The organism is Bacillus sp. sid0103, assembly GCF_019219025.1.
In genome coordinates this window covers 102,283-121,463 of the sequence record NZ_JAHUWN010000015.1, presented here as the reverse complement: position 1 = coordinate 121,463, position 19,181 = coordinate 102,283, and the positions used below count along the sequence as shown (strand labels likewise).

The 19,181-nt window shown below is 39.7% G+C and carries 17 protein-coding genes and 1 riboswitch; of the genes, 8 read left to right on the top strand and 9 right to left on the bottom strand.

Annotated features, from left to right (window positions below; all coding sequences use genetic code 11):
- Positions 1–40 precede the first annotated feature (40 nt).
- From KW850_RS17590 to KW850_RS17570, 5 genes are all read right to left on the bottom strand, one after another.
- Positions 41–289, bottom strand: coding sequence for a biotin/lipoyl attachment domain-containing protein (locus KW850_RS17590; protein ID WP_218348939.1), 249 nt, complete (start codon positions 287–289; stop codon positions 41–43).
- Between the two features lie 22 nt (positions 290–311).
- Positions 312–602: an SAV0927 family protein gene (locus KW850_RS17585; protein WP_218348937.1), complete on the bottom strand. Its 291-nt coding sequence runs from the start codon at positions 600–602 to the stop codon at positions 312–314.
- A 34-nt stretch (positions 603–636) separates the two neighbouring features.
- A complete protein-coding gene (locus KW850_RS17580) occupies positions 637–1,923 on the bottom strand; it encodes a Glu/Leu/Phe/Val family dehydrogenase (protein WP_218348935.1) in 1,287 nt (428 codons plus the stop codon).
- Positions 1,924–2,173: 250 nt separating this feature from the next.
- Positions 2,174–3,535 carry an APC family permease gene (locus KW850_RS17575; RefSeq protein WP_218348933.1) on the bottom strand — a complete coding sequence of 454 codons (1,362 nt, stop codon included), beginning with the start codon at positions 3,533–3,535 and terminating at the stop codon, positions 2,174–2,176.
- A gap of 354 nt (positions 3,536–3,889) precedes the next feature.
- Entirely contained in the window at positions 3,890–4,492 is a 603-nt protein-coding gene (locus KW850_RS17570) for a cell wall hydrolase (RefSeq protein ID WP_218348926.1), read from the bottom strand.
- A 368-nt stretch (positions 4,493–4,860) separates the two neighbouring features.
- Here KW850_RS17570 and KW850_RS17565 point away from each other — a divergent pair, with 368 nt between their 5' ends.
- Positions 4,861–5,307, top strand: coding sequence for a Dps family protein (locus KW850_RS17565; protein ID WP_218348925.1), 447 nt, complete (start codon positions 4,861–4,863; stop codon positions 5,305–5,307).
- 129 nt (positions 5,308–5,436) lie between these two features.
- On the opposite strand, the gene KW850_RS17560 is transcribed toward KW850_RS17565, so the two are convergent.
- Positions 5,437–6,420: a 2-hydroxyacid dehydrogenase family protein gene (locus KW850_RS17560; protein ID WP_218348918.1), complete on the bottom strand. Its 984-nt coding sequence runs from the start codon at positions 6,418–6,420 to the stop codon at positions 5,437–5,439.
- Positions 6,421–6,650: 230 nt separating this feature from the next.
- Between KW850_RS17560 and KW850_RS17555 the strand changes: the two genes are divergently transcribed.
- Positions 6,651–6,737 carry a YjcZ family sporulation protein gene (locus KW850_RS17555; RefSeq protein WP_218349015.1) on the top strand — a complete coding sequence of 29 codons (87 nt, stop codon included), beginning with the start codon at positions 6,651–6,653 and terminating at the stop codon, positions 6,735–6,737.
- Between the two features lie 114 nt (positions 6,738–6,851).
- Here KW850_RS17555 and KW850_RS17550 read toward each other — a convergent pair whose 3' ends face one another.
- From KW850_RS17550 to mgrA, 3 genes are all read right to left on the bottom strand, one after another.
- Positions 6,852–7,256, bottom strand: coding sequence for a disulfide oxidoreductase (locus KW850_RS17550; protein WP_218348916.1), 405 nt, complete (start codon positions 7,254–7,256; stop codon positions 6,852–6,854).
- A gap of 2 nt (positions 7,257–7,258) precedes the next feature.
- Complete coding sequence (locus KW850_RS17545; RefSeq protein ID WP_218348914.1) at positions 7,259–7,963, bottom strand: DsbA family protein; 705 nt, start codon at positions 7,961–7,963, stop codon at positions 7,259–7,261.
- A 139-nt stretch (positions 7,964–8,102) separates the two neighbouring features.
- The gene (gene mgrA, locus KW850_RS17540) at positions 8,103–9,095 is read right to left on the bottom strand and encodes an L-glyceraldehyde 3-phosphate reductase (RefSeq protein ID WP_218348912.1); all 993 of its coding nucleotides are present in this window, start codon (positions 9,093–9,095) and stop codon (positions 8,103–8,105) included.
- Between the two features lie 289 nt (positions 9,096–9,384).
- Between mgrA and KW850_RS17535 the strand changes: the two genes are divergently transcribed.
- From KW850_RS17535 to metH, 6 genes are all read left to right on the top strand, one after another.
- Positions 9,385–10,437, top strand: coding sequence for a lactonase family protein (locus KW850_RS17535; protein WP_218348907.1), 1,053 nt, complete (start codon positions 9,385–9,387; stop codon positions 10,435–10,437).
- A 122-nt stretch (positions 10,438–10,559) separates the two neighbouring features.
- Positions 10,560–11,264, top strand: coding sequence for a DUF421 domain-containing protein (locus tag KW850_RS17530; RefSeq protein ID WP_218348906.1), 705 nt, complete (start codon positions 10,560–10,562; stop codon positions 11,262–11,264).
- Positions 11,265–11,355: 91 nt separating this feature from the next.
- Positions 11,356–11,470, top strand: a riboswitch (SAM riboswitch).
- 82 nt (positions 11,471–11,552) lie between these two features.
- Complete coding sequence (locus KW850_RS17525) at positions 11,553–12,665, top strand: methionine biosynthesis PLP-dependent protein (RefSeq protein WP_218348904.1); 1,113 nt, start codon at positions 11,553–11,555, stop codon at positions 12,663–12,665.
- Positions 12,665–13,858, top strand: a complete 1,194-nt coding sequence (gene metC, locus KW850_RS17520; RefSeq protein WP_218348902.1) for a cystathionine beta-lyase — start codon at positions 12,665–12,667, stop codon at positions 13,856–13,858. Before KW850_RS17525 ends, metC begins: the two co-directional genes overlap by 1 nt.
- Positions 13,855–15,720 (top strand): bifunctional homocysteine S-methyltransferase/methylenetetrahydrofolate reductase, encoded by a 1,866-nt coding sequence (locus KW850_RS17515; protein WP_218348900.1) that lies wholly within the window; start codon positions 13,855–13,857, stop codon positions 15,718–15,720. Before metC ends, KW850_RS17515 begins: the two co-directional genes overlap by 4 nt.
- Positions 15,698–19,147, top strand: coding sequence for a methionine synthase (metH, locus tag KW850_RS17510; protein WP_218348897.1), 3,450 nt, complete (start codon positions 15,698–15,700; stop codon positions 19,145–19,147). Before KW850_RS17515 ends, metH begins: the two co-directional genes overlap by 23 nt.
- Positions 19,148–19,181: the final 34 nt, after the last annotated feature.

Genomic DNA, 19,181 nt, shown 5'->3' with positions numbered 1-19,181 from the left:
AAAAAGAAGATGTGTGCCCCCATCTTCTTTTCTCTTGGATTTAATCGCTGCCGGTAACAAATAAATCTTCCTTTATATAGGCGAGAACCATCCCGGGAATAACATAATCCCCTTCCTGAACTTCTAGCGATTCGACTTCGCCACTCAAACTAGTCTGAACCGTTTCGACCTTGCCTGATTGTGATTTAATGATAAATAAGGTTTCCCACTCATAAATTCTTGACTCACTCTTAATCGAAATCCTTTCCACTTTCCCATAACACGGGCTAAGAACTACACCATAGTACATGCACATCACCCTTCTTTTACGTTTAATACTGCTCCTGAAAAGGCCGTCTTTGTAATACTGAACTAAAGAATTCTTGAAAATCCAGAATATCCTCTGCTTCGATCCCCAGTTTTTCTGCCCAATGATGGTCTAAATAGGTATCTTCTTGACAAAGTAATACCATTTTCCCAGACTGAATCGAAGTGACCATCGCTTTTCCAAAAAACAGCTTTGAATAACCAATTGTCAAATCATAGCGATGGTTAGTTGAAATTAAACAAAAGTAGTGTAACAGCTGCTGTTCTTTTTGTTCAGATAATATATCTAGTGTCATACCACACTTCCTCCTCTTTTTTTCGATGAATTTTTTAATATTTCAACCATCCTCTAAGCCTTGAGGCCTCTGATAGCTTTTGGATTCCTTCAATATAAGCAGCAATTTTCATATTTACACCATACCTTTTGGAGGTCTGATAAACCTTTAAAAAGCTGGCAGTTATTTTTTCCTTGAGCCGCTCATCTACTGTTTCCTCGGTCCAATAATAGCCTTGGTTGTTTTGACACCATTCAAAATAAGAGACAATAACGCCGCCGGAATTGGCAAGAATGTCAGGGACAACAAGGATCTCGCGTTCATCAAGTATTTTTAGCGCAACCTTTGTGGTAGGTCCATTTGCAGCTTCAATGATAATATTGCAGTTAACTTTACTTGCATTATATTTATTAATAACCCCGGAAATTGCTGCTGGAATGAGGATATCACATTCTTTTTCTAATAATTCTTGGTTCGATATCGAGCTTTTAAAGCGATTTGAAACAATGCCAAAGGAATCTCTATTTTCCAGAAGATAGGGTATATCTAGCCCATTTTCATCATATAAACCACCAAGCATATCACCAATACCAATTACTTTAGCGCCAATCTCATATAGATACTGGGCAAGGTAACTGCCGACATTTCCAAACCCTTGGATGATGACACGGGTATCTTTTAAATGCATTTCCCTCAATTCACATACCATTTGCAGCGTATATAAAACTCCTTTTGATGTAGCTGTTTCCCTGCCCTTCGATCCACCAAGTGCAATTGGCTTACCTGTGATAAAACCCGGGGAGTCAAATTCACGGATATGGTCATATTCATCGAGCATCCACGCCATAATTTGCGAGTTCGTATACATATCAGGCGCTGGAATATCTTTTGTTGGTCCAACAAGCTGACTAACTGCTCTTACGTAACCCCGGCTCAATCTCTCCAATTCATCTAAACTCATTTGACGAGGATCACAGATAATCCCGCCTTTTGCACCGCCATATGGCAGGTCGGTAATACCGCATTTCAAGCTCATCCAGCCTGCCAACGCCTTAACCTCATCAGGAGTGACGTCTGGATGAAATCGAATTCCACCTTTCGTCGGACCAGAGGCATCATTATGCTGAGCCCTGTAACCCTGGAATATTTCTGTTTGCCCGTTGTCCAGACGCACAGGGATACTCACTTCTAAAAATCTCATCGGCTTCTTTAGAAATTCGAATACTTGGGGTGGGTAGTTCAGGATGTTAACAGATTCCTTTAACGTTTCTTGAAACTCAAGAAGGGAATTATCCTGCACGGTTTCTATCGTATTCTTCATGTCTAGAGATTCGACTGCCATTCTAACACCTCATTTTTTTTTGTTACTATGAATAAAGCAAGTTTCGTGCCAATTATTAAGTAGCGGTTTTGTATGGTGATTTAGTAAAAATGAGGTAAGCGCTATGAAGAAATGATTGAATTATTCAATTCTGCATACATTTAAATTCCCAATGTAATACACACCCAGCCTTTCAAACAACCCTTTTAAATAAGCAAAAAGCCAGGCTATTAGCCTGGCTCAAGTAACTTTTCTTTGTGTATTTTCCTCCTTAAAGGGAAGAGGTCCTTTCCGCGTCATCAATATTTAAGTCAGCAATTTTGATTTTAAAGAATCTTGTTTGGAATAGCATATAGACCACACCAATTACAATCCAAACGATCCCGCCAATGAGCGCATCAAATTGTAAGTTGGCCCACAAAATTCCCGTTAATCCAGCCCCAATGACCGGCATTATTAAATAAGATAAAATATCTTTAGCGGTTTTATATCTCTTTTGGCGAAAGACGAAATGAACAATGACCGATAAGTTGACGAATGTAAACGCAATTAATGCGCCAAAATTAATAAAGGAAGAAATTAGCTCTAAGCTTGGAGAAATTGCAAGCAAGGATACCACCCCCACCAAGATGACATTAAAAACTGGTGTCCGGAATTTGGGATGGACATAACCAAATGCCTTTTTTGGTAGGACACCATTACGTCCCATAACGTACAAAAGCCTTGATACACTTGCGTGTGAGGCAAGTCCAGAAGCTACGGTTGCTGCAAAAGCACCTGAAAGGAAAATCAGTTTAAAAAAAGTCCCACCCACAAACAAGCCGATTTCAGGTAATGTATCATCGGTTACCTTGAAACCTGAAATATCTGGAAATAAGGCTTGGGCGAAATAACTACAAAGGAAAAAGATGGCACCGCCAATAAAGACCGTCAACATAATCGCTCTAGGCATCGTTTTTTGGTCAATGGCTTCCTCTGCATACATGGTTACTGCATCAAACCCAATGAAGGAGAAACAAACTACGGTTGCCCCCGTCAAAACTGCACCTAGTTGGATATTGGAATGGAAGAGCGGTTCCGTTGTGAAAATCGTCCCTTGCCCCATTCCTTTTGAAAGCTGGACAAAAGCAAGGACAATAAATGCGGCAATTAAGACCACTTCAAAAATAACGAGCAATGCATTTAAATTGGATGTTTTCCCCATGCTCCAAGCATTAATGGCAGTGACGATCGTAACATACGCGACAACCCAAATCCAGGCTGGCACTTCCGGAAATACAGATACCATGTAGATACGAATAATCAATGCATTTACCATAGGAAGCAATATATAATCAAGCAACGCTGCCCAGCCGACTATGAATCCGAGATGCGGGCTCATGGTCTCGCGGGTATACGTATAGGCCGAACCAGCACTCGGAAATACCTTTACCATTTTTCCATAACTAATAGCGGTAAATAACATAACAACTAATGCTGCAAGGTATGCAAGTGGGACAACACCATTTGTTTCTTCAGAGACAATTCCAAACGTATCAAACACTATGGTTGGTGTCATATAACCCAATCCGAGCATAACAATCGCCCATAATCCAAGTGAGCGCTTAAGAGTAGTATTCTCCAATTCAACCATCTCTCCTTTTATATCCGGTTATTCGTTTATTAACAAGCAATTGTAAGCATTTACATTTTGTTCGAGCATTGATGGAGTACTAATTTTTAACCAGTAGAGAGCCTCCTTCCATTTTACTTAAAAATCTTACTATTTTAAATAATTGCAATTTTCATGCCAGTTTTTTTTATAGAATTTAGGTGCTTTTCTATTACTTTTTTAACTTTTTTCAACCTTTAAACTTTGATTTTTATGTAATTTTGCATAACCTACTCTTTTTTGCATAACAAAAAAGCAGTGAATCCATTTATAGGAATTCACTGCTTCTATGTTTATTTTTTTAGGTTCTTGAAATACTATCATTACACTAGACGTTTACTTCGCGAAACGGTGGTTACCAATCGTTACCGTTACTTCACGTGAAAAGATCCACTTACTTACAGCTGTTTTTGGATTATAGAAGAATAATGATCCTTTGCCTTGCCCTCTGAAGGCAAGCGCTTCATTTACAGCTCTTTTTGAAGCAGCATCAGCAGGTTGGTTAATCGTACCATTTTTTACAGGCGTGAATGCAAAATAACCATTAGACTTTTGATAGACAACACCCTTAACAGTATTCGGGAAATCAGGGCTTGCAACTCGGTTCAGAATTACTGTCGCAACAGCTACTTTCCCTGCATACGGCTCACCCACTGCTTCAGCGCGAACAAGACGGGCCATTAAGTCTTTTTCTGCTGCTGTAATCGTAGAATTTGGAATAACTAGATTTGTTCCCGCATAAAGGAGATTACTAGTTTTGTTGTTTGCTTTTAATAGACTATTAACAGTAACACCGTACTTTGCGGCAATTTTCCAATAGGTTTCACCTGATTGTACTTTATGTGTTGTTGTTGCTGCTTCAGTTGTTCCATTTAACGTAAAAGCTGACATCGATAAGATAAGTCCGGTAGCAATTAGTAGTTTTTTAAATTTATTCATTATTTATTACCTCCAATTTTTGTTCCTCGCTTGTCTATACTCTTAAGGCTATCAGTTGTAACATTCCAATTCATTAGCCAAAAAGTGGTAACAGCAAATAGGCTGAGATGGCGCCCACTATGAAGGGATTTATCTATTAAATGGAAATATCTTCTTTTTATTAGTAAATCCCACTAAATGGTTGGTATGGATAGGATAGGACAAATTATTACATATTGTTTCATGCATGTAACATCCTAATTGAGCTATTCACTCTTTAAATCCACGATTTTTCACTAAATTGACAACAAATTCCTTAAAATCATACAGGATTTCAAGTCAAACTTTGGTAATAATATAAGTGAAGTGAAAAAGGAGGCTATATTATTATGGAAAATCAGTTAGTGAGTGTACTTAACAAACAAATTGCAAACTGGTCTGTCTTGTATACGAAGTTACATAACTATCATTGGTATGTGAAAGGGGAGCAATTCTTTACCTTACATGTCAAATTTGAAGAGTTTTATAATGAGGCTGGTCTTCATGTCGATGAATTAGCAGAACGGTTGCTAGCAATCGGAGGAAAACCGGCAGCGACAATGAAAGAGTATCTTGAAATATCTTCTATTAAGGAAGCTTCAGGTAATGAATCCACGGTGGAAATGGTGGAATCAGTGATCAACGACTTCTCTATAATCATTGGCGAACTTAAAGAAGGTATGAGCTATGCGGAAGAAAAAAATGATGAAACGACTGGAGACATGCTGCTCGCCATTCACTCTGAACTTGAGAAGCATGTATGGATGCTAACGGCATTCTTGGGCAGATCTGTTTAAATTCTGCAGCTGACGGGGCAAATGCAGCTCTTAGTGCCGAACAGGATGTCAATAAACGAGCTAAACTTCGTCCCCAATATTCATAAGAAAAGACGGCACCTGCCGTCTTTTTTTCAGTTCATATACGATTTAGACGAGAATGGGTTCTTTCTTAACCCCATTAATCACATATGAAGGGGCCTCGCCTCTTAACACCTTAACAATGTTCCCTGCCGCCATAATCGCCATGGCATCACGTGCTTCATAAGTTGCATTACCGATATGTGGTGTTAATACAACGTTTTTCAATTTTTTCAAACCGTCACTAATTTCCGGTTCGAATTCAAATACGTCAATGCCGGCTCCCTCAATCTGATTCCCTTCCAATGCCGATATCAATGCAGCTTCATCCACAATTGGCCCTCGAGCACAGTTAATCAAATAGGCTGTAGGTTTCATCATTTCGAATTGCTTCGTGCTGAACATGTGTTTCATCGTTGGATTATACGCACAATTAATCGTAATAAAATCGGATTCAGCAACTAATTCATCAAAAGATACGTATGTCGCGTTAAGTGACTGTTCAACTTGAGGACTTTTTCGGTTTGGACCCGTATATAAAACCTTCATGTCAAAGGCAGCCGCTCGTTTCGCAACAGCTTGTCCAATTTGACCAAATCCAACGACCCCGATCGTTTTTCCTGTTACTTCACGTCCTCGAAAATAAAGGGGAGCCCACCCATTAAAACCAACCGTACGACAGACTTCATCCCCTTCGGCTACTCTTCTTGCTGCAGCTAATAAAAGTGCAATCGTAAGGTCAGCCGTTGCCGCAGTTGATGCGATTGGTGTATTGGTGGTTGGAATTCCTTTAGATGCTGCATGTTCAAAATCAATATTATTAAAACCAGCTCCATAGTTTGCAATGATTTTTAAATGAGGGGCCTGGTCAATTACTTCTTTTGATACTGGGGTAGATAATAAGCTTAGAAGAGCATCCTTATCTTGGATTCGCTCTTTTAATTCAGTTTCAGTAATCAATTTCACTCCTGTAAATACTTCCACCTCGTGATCTTCTAATAACATCTCTAATCCCTTTTGCGGGATCTCACCTGCTACTAAAATTTTTGCCATTGCCTAACACCTCTTCAAGTAAAATGACTGTCTTTTCCATTAATCCAAATAACTGTATTTTATTATACTATAATAATATGTTCTATAAAATTATTTATTTATTAAAATTCTTCAAACCGTCTTTCCAATAATAATTTGACCTATATTTTTTCTTTTAGTCAACGTTTGTCCGTTTCATCTCACCCCCTTCAAGCATACATTGTAATAATTCAGAAGAGGAGGTGATTTTTATGGGACATGGAAGTAGCAGCAGCTTCGCGTTAGTTGTTGTGTTGTTTATTTTATTGATCATTGTTGGAGCATCCTTTATGTTCTAATTGGTAATCTACTAAATTTACCAATAATTAACATTGGTAGATTTAACAAAGGCTTTCAACAGAAAAGAGCGGTAAACCTATTGGTTTCACCGCTCTTTATAATTGATAAATTCTTTACTTTTTGTCACGCGAGATTATGATTAAGCAGACAGTAATAATCGTAAATGCAATAAAAGCTAATAACGGAATGGTAACAAAACCAAGCCAGTTAATGTAATCCTTGGAACAGGGTACACCCGTTGTACACATTTCAAACTGCTGTAAATACGGAATTTTTTGTAATAACGTATGGTATCCAGCAATTAAGAGGCCAATAATGGATAATGGTAGCGCATATTTATAGATGCCTTTATCATTCCGGTAAACCGCCACTCCCAGGATAATGGCTAGTGGATACATGAATATTCGTTGGTACCAACAAAGTGTACATGGAATGTAGTGCATAACCTCACTAAAATATAGACTACCTAGTGTGGCAATGATGGCAGCAATCCAGGCGAGAAGTAAGGATTTATTCATACTTATTCACCCTTTGCGGCTTTTTCTACCATGTCTTTTAAGTCATCAATAGTTTGTCCATCAAACTTTTCCCCATTAACGAAGATGGTTGGGGTTCCTGTAACACCTAGTTTTTCAGCGTAATCCATATCTTTGTTCCACGCATTATCAGACTTCTTTGCTTGGAAGTTTTTCACAACCTTATCGACGTCACTACCGCTAGCAACTTCCTTCAATGTATCTACGAGGAATTCTTCAGTAAACAAATCTATTTTTTCATACTTGGTGTCTACTGGCTGCTTTTCATATAAAAGTTCATGGAATTTCCAAAACGTTTCATTGCCAAGCTCTTGGAATACTGATTCTGCAAATTTAGCAGATCGTGTAGAGTCCACGTTAATAAACGAATCATTCATAAAGTAAAATTTTGCTTTCCCAGTATCAACTAGTTCTTTCTCGATAATTGGTACTACATCATTAGCAAAGTTTTTGCAATTCGGGCATTTATAATCACCGAATTCAATGATCGAAACAGGAGCTGATTCCTTACCTTTGTATGGCTGATTGCTATAATCAATTTTTATTGCTGTAGTTTTATCTTCTTGTTTGGAATGATTGCCTAAAAAAATGAATCCTAAAATAAAAACCGCAACCAATCCAATCATCCAAAAAGTAAAGGCAGATGATGATTTTGCTTCTTTTTTCCTATTGTTATTATTTTTTGCCATGATAGTCTCCTTTTTATAGATGCGCGTTTTCGTAGATAGTATAAATATCACTTATCCGCCTGAATAATGCAAATAAAAGAACCTCCATTATATAAGAAAAATGCCATTTTTAAAATGGCATTTTTAAACTTTATCTACACTAGCTATTAAGAATATCCTCAATCCTTGCTAATTCTTGATCAGAAAAATCAAGGTTATTCACTGCAGCAACATTTTCCTCAATTTGACTCACTCTGCTTGCACCAATTAGGACAGAAGTAACCATTCCTTTGCGTAAAACCCAGGCAAGAGCCATTTGAGAGAGACTTTGTCCGCGCTCAACTGCTATTTCATTTAACTTTTGAACACGCTCCACAACCTCAGTTGTTACATGATCCTTACTTAGGAACCCAGTTGGTTTTGCTGCACGAGAATCTGCTGGGATCCCTGTTAGGTATTTATTGGTTAATAAACCTTGTGCTAATGGACTAAAGGCAATCGAACCTACACCGTTTTCCTGCAGAACGTCCTGCAAGCCGTCCTCAATCCAGCGGTTAAACATGGAATATTTTGGCTGGTGGATCAACAATGGTGTACCTAGCTCATTTAAGATTTTAATTGCTTCAGCTGTTTGCTCAGCACTATAATTGGAGATCCCAACATACAACGCTTTACCTTGACGAACAATTGAATCTAATGCTCCCATGGTTTCCTCAAGCGGTGTATTTGGATCTGGACGGTGAGAATAGAAAATATCGACATAATCAAGTCCCAATCGTTTTAGACTCTGATCTAGACTTGAAACCAAGTATTTTCTTGAACCCCAATCTCCATACGGTCCTGGCCACATGTAGTAGCCAGCTTTGGTAGAAATAATCATTTCATCTCGGTAGGGAGCAAAGTCTGTCTTTAAGATTCTACCGAACATTTCTTCAGCAGACCCCGCTGGCGGGCCATAATTGTTGGCCAAATCAAAATGAGTAATTCCTAAATCAAACGCCCTTCTCAGCATTGCCCGGCCATTTTCATAGGTGTCGACTCCGCCAAAGTTATGCCATAGTCCAAGTGAAACGGCTGGTAGTATTAACCCTGAACGTCCACTGCGATTATATTTCATTGATTCATAACGATTTTCTGCTGCTTCATAAACCATGTATTCTTCGCCTCTTTTCATGAATTTATAATAGATTGAGTTCCAATTATAAGACTTGCCTTTTTTTCATTGATTTCTTCAATCCCATCATAGTTTTAACCACGTTGAGTTACAACTTTTTTATACTATCATTTCATCAAATGTCTAGAAATTTATTTAAAAACAAGAAACATTTTAAGATGCTTTATTTTTTGCTTCTATCTTAGCAGAAGTCGTTATAATAAATAATCTTCCCATCTTTTGTTAAAATAGAAAGGAACTAATTTTGAATACAAGGAGCTAATTCATTATGACCAAATTTTTTGGCTACATAGGAACGTACACAAAAGGAGACAGTAAAGGGGTTTACTCGTTTTCTTTTGACACTGATTCCGCAAAAATATCGGATATTAAAGCCGTGGCAAACTTAGAAAATCCTACATATGTAACCATTAGTAAGGACAATCAGTATCTTTACGCGGTAATGAAAGAAGGAGACGAGGGCGGTGTCGCAGCGTATTCGATTAATAAAACGTCAGGAGAACTAACACCGATTAACAAACAGCTATTACCAGGATCATCCCCTTGTCATGTTAGTTTAGATTCAACCAGGAAGTATTTATTCAGTTCAAATTACCACAAGGGCTCGGTTGAATCCTATTTACTAAATCCAACTACAGGGGCACTTAATCCCCCCGTTTCAATTATGAAACACGAGGGGGCCGGACCAGATCCTAGACAAGAAAAACCACATACTCATTTTGCAGGGGTCACACCAGACGAAAAGTACGTTGCAGTAGTTGAGTTAGGAATCGACTGTTTGATTACCTATCAAATTGGCGATGATGGCTCTCTTGAAGAGGTTAGCCGCTTACCATTAAAAGGCGGCAGCGGACCAAGACATCTTACTTACCATCCAACCAAAAACCTTGCTTACATCATGACCGAGTTTAGTTCCGAAGTGATTGTTTTAACCTACCACCCAGAAAATGGCCATTTCACAGAGAGACAATATATTTCTACTCTTCCTGACGATTTTAACGAGAATAACCAAGGAAGTGCGATTCATATTTCTTCTGATGGACGGTTTGTATACGCTGGTAACCGCGGCCATAACAGTATTGCAGTGTTCCGTGTTGATCAAGAAACCGGCGAACTAAGCTTTGTTGAGCGTACATCTACTGAAGGTGACTGGCCGAGAGACTTTATGTTAGACCCAACCGAGAAATTCATCATTGCTTCCAATCAAGAGTCCAGCAATATTGTGTTGTTTTCACGGGATCTGAATACCGGAAAACTTACATTATTACTGTCGGATATCGAAGTGCCGCATCCCGTTTGTATCAAATTCTTACATGTGTAATATCAAGACAGGATTAGCGATGAGCTTATCCTGTTTTTGTTTTTTTACCGAACAAAGGTAGAAAATTGATGAACTGTGCCAATACTAAGTGAGATGTTTTTTATGAAAAGGATGTGTCTTCATTGGATTTTTTTCATAGCCAAGAAACACTTAGTTCTATTGAGTGGATATTAAGATCTATTATTGCGTTCTTCTTTTTGCTGATTGTTGCAAAAGTCATGGGCCAACGTGCTATTTCCCAATTAAGATTATTAGATTTTGTTATCACATTAGTCCTCGGTAATATCATTGCTCATCCATTATCAGATCAACGGCTTGGAATGAAGGGTTCGATGATTTCAACCATTGTATTGGTGGTCTTGTACACAGCAAGTTTATTCATCAGCCTAAAATCGAACCGTATTGAAAAGTTCTTGGATCCAGCACCATATCCGCTTATAAAAAATGGTGAAATCAACTATAAAGGCTTAAAGAAAGCGAGAATTTCTATTGATCATTTATTAGCAGAGTTACGCAAAGAAAAAGTAGAAGATCTGAAAAAAGTCGCTTTGGCATTGTGGGAATCAGATGGCAAGATCTCAATATTTTTGGATCCACAATATGTGGCTTTGACACCGGCAAATTATCAAATGACCGTAGAGCCATTTGATCTCCCCAAAACGGTGATACGAGAGGGCAAGATAGATTATTCTGCCCTAAAAGAAATAAACGTAATGGAAGACTGGCTTGTTAATACACTTGTCAACTTTCATAAGGTTGAAATAAGTAACGTATTGCTCTGCACAATCGACAGCCAAAATAACATCCAAGTTTTTTTATTTAAATAAGAAAGGTATCAACTGATCATGTTGACATAAAAAAACTATTGACTCCACCTATACAGTTGTAGTAAATTTTATAAATAATCTAAATATTGTTTTCTTATCAAGAGAGGTTGAGGGAATGGCCCTGCGACACCTCAGCAACCATCAATGGCTCGCCATTGAAAAGGTGCTAAGTCCTGCAAATTATTTTCTAATTTGCGAGATAAGAAGAATGACGCTTTGGTCGTACTTACAAAAGTCTTCTTCTTATAGAAGGCTTTTTTTATTTTTATAAAACAAGGAGAGTGCATTATGTACAAAATTGATACGAAACTTGCCCAAATTGGAAACCGCAGTGAAACAACTACTGGAACCGTTAATCCGCCTGTATACTTTTCAACGGCCTTTCGCCATGAGGGAATTGGCCAATCAACTGGTTTTGATTATATCCGAACAGGGAATCCAACCCGCCAACTTCTAGAAAAAACAATTGCGGATTTAGAAGGCGGAGATCAAGGTTTTGCCTGTAGCTCTGGTATGTCAGCTATTTTAACGATTCTTTCATTATTTGAATCCGGTGATGAATGGCTTGTTAGCGAAGATTTATATGGAGGAACCTACCGTCTATTAGAAAAAGGCTATCAAAAATGGGGCTTGAAGAGTCAATATGTCAATACCTGTTGTCCGGTAGAAATTGAAAAGAAAATTACTTCGCAAACGAAAGCTATTTTCCTAGAGACACCCACTAATCCTTTAATGCAGGAATCCGATATTGCCGCTGTATCAAAGATTGCCAAGGAACATGGCCTTTTGCTAATTGTCGACAACACATTCTATACACCACTATTACAGCAGCCAATAGCTCTAGGTGCTGATATTGTCATTCACAGTGCAACAAAATACCTTGGAGGCCATAATGATGTCCTAGCCGGGCTCGTTGTGGCAAAAGGAAAAGAACTTTGTGAAGCATTGGCCTTCCATCATAACGGTGCCGGAGCGGTCTTAAGTCCATTTGATTCTTGGCTATTAATGCGCGGAATGAAAACATTGTCACTACGAATGGAACGCCATGAAAAAAATGCAAAGGCGATTGTCGAATTCCTTGCTCAGCATGATGCCGTAACAGATGTCCTTTACCCGGGACGTGGTGGAATGGTTTCTTTTAGAATAAAAGACGAAGCTTGGGTGAATCCATTTTTACAGAATTTAAATTTAATCAGTTTTGCAGAAAGCTTAGGTGGAACAGAAAGCTTCATTACTTATCCAGCAACGCAAACACATATGGATATCCCAGAAGAGATTCGCATTCAAGCAGGCGTTTGCAATCGTTTATTACGTTTTTCCGTTGGACTTGAGGATTCACAAGACATAATTGAAGATTTGGAAAAAGCTTTTGCCCATGTCCAAGAAGGAGTGATTGCATAATGGCACACGATGAATATACGTTTGAAACCAGGCTCCTTCATAATAAGCACAAAATTGATCCCACAACTGGAGCCGTTAGTGTACCCATTCAGCATGCATCTACCTTCCACCAATCTGATTTCGATCAGTTTGGCAAGTACGATTATGGCCGGAGTTTAAATCCGACAAGAGAAGCACTTGAAGATGTCATTGCAGAACTCGAAGGCGGATTAAAAGGATTTGCCTTTTCATCTGGTATGGCTGCGATTTCAACATCCTTCCTCTTGCTTTCTGCAGGTGATCATATTGTAATAACCGAGGATGTCTATGGGGGTACATTTCGGATGGTTACTCAGGTCCTCACTCGGCTCGGAATCGAACATACCTTTGTCGATATGACTAATCTAGAGGAAGTAAAACAAGCGATTCAGCCGAATACGAAGGCGTTTTATGTGGAAACTCCTTCGAATCCTTTAATGAAAGTAACGGACATACATGCGATAAGCAATCTCGCTAAGGAGACGGGCGCACTAACCTTTGTTGATAACACATTCCTCACACCTTCCCACCAAAAGCCATTGGAGTTAGGAGCAGATGTTGTCCTGCATAGTGCTACGAAATTCCTATCCGGTCATAGTGATGTGGTTGCTGGACTTGCTGTCGTTAATGACGAAGACTTGGCGAAAAGATTAGGCTTTTTACAAAATGGGTTTGGGGCCATCTTAGGTGTTCAAGATGCATGGCTCGTTTTAAGAGGGATCAAGACGCTTCACGTTCGATTGGAACAATCACAAAAATCAGCTATTAAACTTGCGGAATATTTAGATGCTCACCCGCTTGTTGATAAGGTTCATTATCCGGGGCTCGAAAGTCACCCGCAATATCAAATTCAGAAAGAGCAAGCAGCTGGTCCTGGAGCAGTCTTATCATTTGAATTGGCGAATGAAGATGCGCTTCGAACCTTTCTTGCAAACGTAAAAATACCTGTATTTGCTGTCAGCCTCGGAGCAGTTGAATCCATTCTTTCCTATCCATCGAAAATGTCCCATGCGGCAATGCCTCAAGAGGAGAGAGAAAAGCGTGGGATTACAAATAGCCTAGTTCGCTTATCGGTTGGGCTCGAAAATCCGGATGATTTGATTAAGGATTTTTCACAGGCACTTGAGCAAGTTCGCGATAAACATTTGGTATTACATCAAGGAGAATCATCATGAGCTTTTTAGAAAAATTACAAAATCAAATCTTAATTGCAGATGGTGCAATGGGTACTCTCTTGTATTCCTACGGTAAGGATAGCTGTTTGGAGGAATTGAATCTTTCCCAGCCAAACCACATCCAATCGATCCATAAAACCTATATTGATGCGGGAGCAGATGTTATTCAAACCAATACCTATGCGGCAAACTACCTAAAGCTGCAGCGGTATGGTTTAGAGGATTCCGTAAAGGAAATTAACAGTGAAGCCGTCCGATTAGCTAAAAAGGCAGCTTCTCAAACTAATACGTACGTCCTTGGAACTATTGGAGGCAATCGAGGAATAAAACCCGATTCCATTTCTATAGAAGAATTAAAACGAAGTTTTCGTGAACAATTGTATTGTCTCCTCCTAGAAGGAGTAGATGGCCTATTGCTTGAAACCTTTTACGATCTTGAAGAACTCGAGACCATTCTAACCATTGCCAGAAAGGAAACAAAACTGCCAATCATCGCTCAGGTCTCCCATCAGGAACCAGGATTTTTACAAGATCGTACACCTGTCAATGACGCCTTAAAACGACTGGAAGCGCTCGGGGCTGATGTAGTAGGACTTAATTGCCGTCTAGGTCCCCATCATATGCTATTAGCCTTGGAACAAATCGAATTACCTGAACATGCTTTCTTATCTGCTTATCCAAACGCTAGTCTCCCTGCTTATACGGACGGTAAATTTCATTACGAGGGAGATGCTGATTATTTTCGAAATTCAGCAAGAGCTTTCCGGAACCAAGGTGTTCGGTTACTTGGGGGCTGCTGCGGTACAACGCCAGACCACATTAAAGCCTTTGCTGCTGAATTAAAGAATAGTTTCCCAATTACTGAAAAAATAGTAAAATTAAAACCAAAGAGCATCATTGTTGATCGCCTTACTCCACAAAGGGAGTTCGCTCCCCTTCAGGAAATTGTGAAGGAAAGACCCTCGGTGATCGTAGAATTAGACCCACCTAGAAAACTAGACACGACAAAGTTCTTCGAAGGAGCCAAAGCCCTAAAAGAAGCAGGTATTGACTCCATTACTTTAGCGGATAATTCTCTTGCTACGGTGCGGATATCCAATGAATCTTTAGGATATTTGGTAAAAGAGAAATTAGGAATGCGGCCGCTGATTCATATTGCCTGCCGTGACCGCAATATTATTGGCTTACAGTCCCATTTAATGGGTCTTCATACGCTTGGGATGAATGATGTCTTAGCGATCACTGGTGACCCTGCAAGAGTAGGCGATTTTCCGGGAGCTTCTTCTGTTTACGATGTGTCTTCTTTTGAATTAATCCAGATGATTAAGCAATTGAATGAAGGTTTATCTTTTTCCGGAAAAGATTTGGGACAAAAAACCGCTTTTAGCATTGCCGCTGCCTTCAACCCAAATGTCCGTTCAGTTGAAAAAGCTGTAAAGAGGTTGGAGAAAAAGATACAATACGGAGCAGATTACTTTATCTCCCAGCCTGTTTTTTCGGAGGAAAAATTAATCGAAGTCTATGAAAATACCAAACATCTTGATGCACCAATTTATATTGGCCTTATGCCGCTGACAAGCAGTAAAAATGCCGAGTTCCTTCATAATGAAGTGCCGGGGATCAAAATTGCTGATTCCATTCGAAACCGAATGGCAAGCTTAAACGACAATCCCCTTCAAGCCGCACGGGAAGGAATTGAAATTACAAAATCATTAATAGATACCGCACTTGATTTATTTAACGGTATTTATTTGATTACACCATTTTTACGCTATGAACTAACAGCTGAGCTGGCTCTATACACGCGCCAGCGTGCAAGTGAAGTGAGGGGGAACAACATTGCTGAAAACATCATTTACTGATCAGTTAAAGAAACGAATCCTCGTTATGGACGGAGCAATGGGAACGATGCTTCAACGAGTAAACCTTACCGCTGACGATTTTGGCGGCGAAGAATATGATGGCTGTAACGAACACCTTAATTTAACGGCTCCCTCTGTTATTGCTAATATTCACCGTGAATATTTAGAAGCTGGAGCAGACATTATCGAAACCAATACGTTTGGAGCTACAAGCATTGTCCTTGATGAGTATGGTCTCGGCTACAAAGCCTATGAAATCAATAAAATCGCTGCGATGATCGCAATAGGCGAAGTCCAAAAGGTTTATACCGACGGATGGCCACGTTTTGTAGCTGGTTCTATGGGTCCGACAACGAAAACACTAAGTGTGACGGGCGGAACAACCTTTGATGCACTTGCGGCCAGCTACGAGGAACAAGCGCTTGGCTTAATTGACGGTGGCGTCGACCTTCTTCTACTTGAAACGAGCCAGGATATGTTGAATGTAAAAGCTGGTTTCTCAGGCATTCAAAGTGCTTTTTCAAAAACTGGAACCACACTTCCAATAGTGATATCCGGAACCATTGAACCAATGGGCACAACTCTTGCCGGACAGTCCATCGAATCGTTCTATATTTCCGTTGAGCATATGAATCCCGTGGCTGTTGGACTTAACTGTGCTACGGGTCCAGAATTTATGCAAGACCATATACGTTCCCTTTCCGATCTTGCAACAACAGCAGTAAGTTGTTATCCGAATGCTGGTTTGCCTGATGAAGAAGGGCACTATCATGAATCACCAGAAATTCTTGCGAAAAAGCTTTCTGATTTTGCGGCTCATGGTTGGCTAAATATTGTTGGCGGATGTTGCGGGACAACTCCTGATCATATTAGCGCAATATCTGAAGCCATGAAAAACTTTAAACCACGAGAAACCAAGCAATCCACTGTTCATATGGTTTCAGGTATTGAGCCATTTGTTTACGATGATCCGACTTTAAGGCCGATTATGGTTGGCGAACGCACGAACGTTATTGGATCGCGCAAATTCAAACGTTTAATAACTGAAGGAAAATTTGAAGAAGCTTCTGAAATTGCCCGAGCACAGGTTAAGGGTGGAGCACATGTAATCGATATTTGTCTTGCAGACCCAGACCGCGAAGAGATTATCGATATGGAAAATTTCATTCAAGAAGTGGTTAAGAAAGTCAAGGTGCCACTTGTCATTGATTCAACTGACGAGAAAGTCATTGAAAAGGCACTCAAATATTCGCAAGGTAAAGCGATTATTAATTCAATTAACCTAGAGGATGGCGAAGAAAGATTTGAAGCAATCGTTCCTTTAATTCACCGATACGGTGGTGCCGTAGTAGTAGGAACTATTGATGAAGAGGGTATGGGCGTTACAGCAGAGCAAAAATTAACCATTGCCAAACGTTCCTATGACCTATTAGTAAACAAATATAAGCTTAAACCACAAGATCTTATTTTTGACCCGCTGGTTTTTCCAGTTGGTACAGGGGATGAACAATATATAGGCTCTGCTAAGGCAACGGTCGAGGGAATTAAATTAATCAAAGAACATCTACCGGAAACCCAAACTATTCTCGGAATAAGTAACGTGTCTTTCGGTCTTCCTCCTGTCGGAAGAGAAGTTTTAAATTCTGTGTTTCTTTACCATTGTACTCATGCCGGGCTTGATTATGCGATCGTTAATACTGAAAAACTAGAGAGGTTTGCTTCCATATCCAAAGAAGAAGTCCAGTTAGCAGAAGCCCTTTTATTTGATACGACAGATGAAACCTTAGCTACCTTTACTGAATTTTATCGAGGTAAAAAGAAAGAAGCGAAAGTAACTGTTCCAAATATGAGTCTTGAAGAACGACTCGCTTATTATGTGGTTGAGGGTACAAAAGAAGGCTTGCTGCCGGATTTGGATCTAGCACTTGAAACCTATCCTGCTCCACTTGATATTATTAACGGACCTTTAATGAATGGCATGAAGGAAGTGGGCCGTTTATTTAATGATAATCAATTAATTGTTGCCGAAGTTCTGCAAAGCGCAGAGGTAATGAAAGCGTCAGTGTCTCATTTAGAGCCTCATATGGAAAAAGGCGATGTTTCTGCTTCGAAAGGAAAAGTCATTTTGGCTACCGTAAAAGGCGATGTCCATGATATTGGTAAGAATCTAGTCGATATTATTCTTAGCAATAATGGCTATAACGTGATCGACCTAGGGATAAAAGTGAACCCAACCGATTTAGTTCAAGCCATTCAGAAAGAAAAACCAGATATGGTTGGTTTATCCGGATTGCTGGTTAAATCGGCACAGCAAATGGTATTAACAGCACAGGACATGAAAGCAGCAGGAATTTCATTGCCTATTTTGGTTGGAGGAGCTGCCCTTTCCCGAAAGTTTACCGATACAAAAATAGCTAAGGAATACGATGGACTCGTCCTCTACGCAAAGGATGCGATGACAGGCTTATCCATTGCTAATCAACTTGGATCACCTGAGGAACATCAAAAACTTCTTAATGATAAAATGGAAAAGTTGGCATCTTTAGACGTTCCAAGAGAGTTACCAAGCCGTTCGGCTGTGTCTGTGGCAGTAAAACCAAGGTCTACCGTTTCTACAGAAGTTCCTGTTTTTACTCCAATGGATACGAAGAGACATATTTTAAGATCATACTCCCTTTCCCATATTGAACCGTATATCAATATGCAAATGCTGATTGGGCACCATCTAGGTGTAAAGGGTAAACTATCTAAATTGCTCGCCGAGAAGAATGAAAAAGCGTTAAAGGTAAAAGAAGTGGTGGATCAATTGGTAGAAGACGCTCGCATTAACAAATGGATTACTCCAGCTGCCGCTTATCAGTTTTTCCCTGCTCAATCGGATGGAAACAAAGTGATTATATTTGATCCTGAAAATCCAGACCAGGTGATTGAAACGTTTGATTTCCCGCGTCAGGAATCAGCACCATTTCTTTGTTTAGCTGATTTTGTTAAATCGATTGACAGTGGCGTGAAAGATTATGTAGGTTTCTTTACCGTGACAGCTGGAAAAGGAATCCGTCAAAAAGCAGACCAATTCAAAGCTGAAGGACGTTTTCTAGAGAGCCATGCTCTTCAATCATTGGCACTGGAAACAGCGGAAGGCTTTGCGGAATTAATTCACCGGCAAATGCGCGATCGTTGGGGATTTCCAGATCCACTCGATTTTACCATGCAGGACCGTTTTGCCGCCCACTATCAGGGACAGCGTTTCTCCTTCGGATACCCAGCCTGCCCTGATTTAGAGGATCAGAAAAAGCTATTTAAGTTGATCCAGCCGGAAGAAATCGGAATTCAACTAACAGAGGGCTGTATGATGGAACCGGAAGCCTCGGTTTCGGCGATGGTGTTTGCCCATCCAGAAGCTAGATATTTTAATGTGTTAAGATAAGGATTTTTAAAATAAATCCGCGGAATTCGGCTGT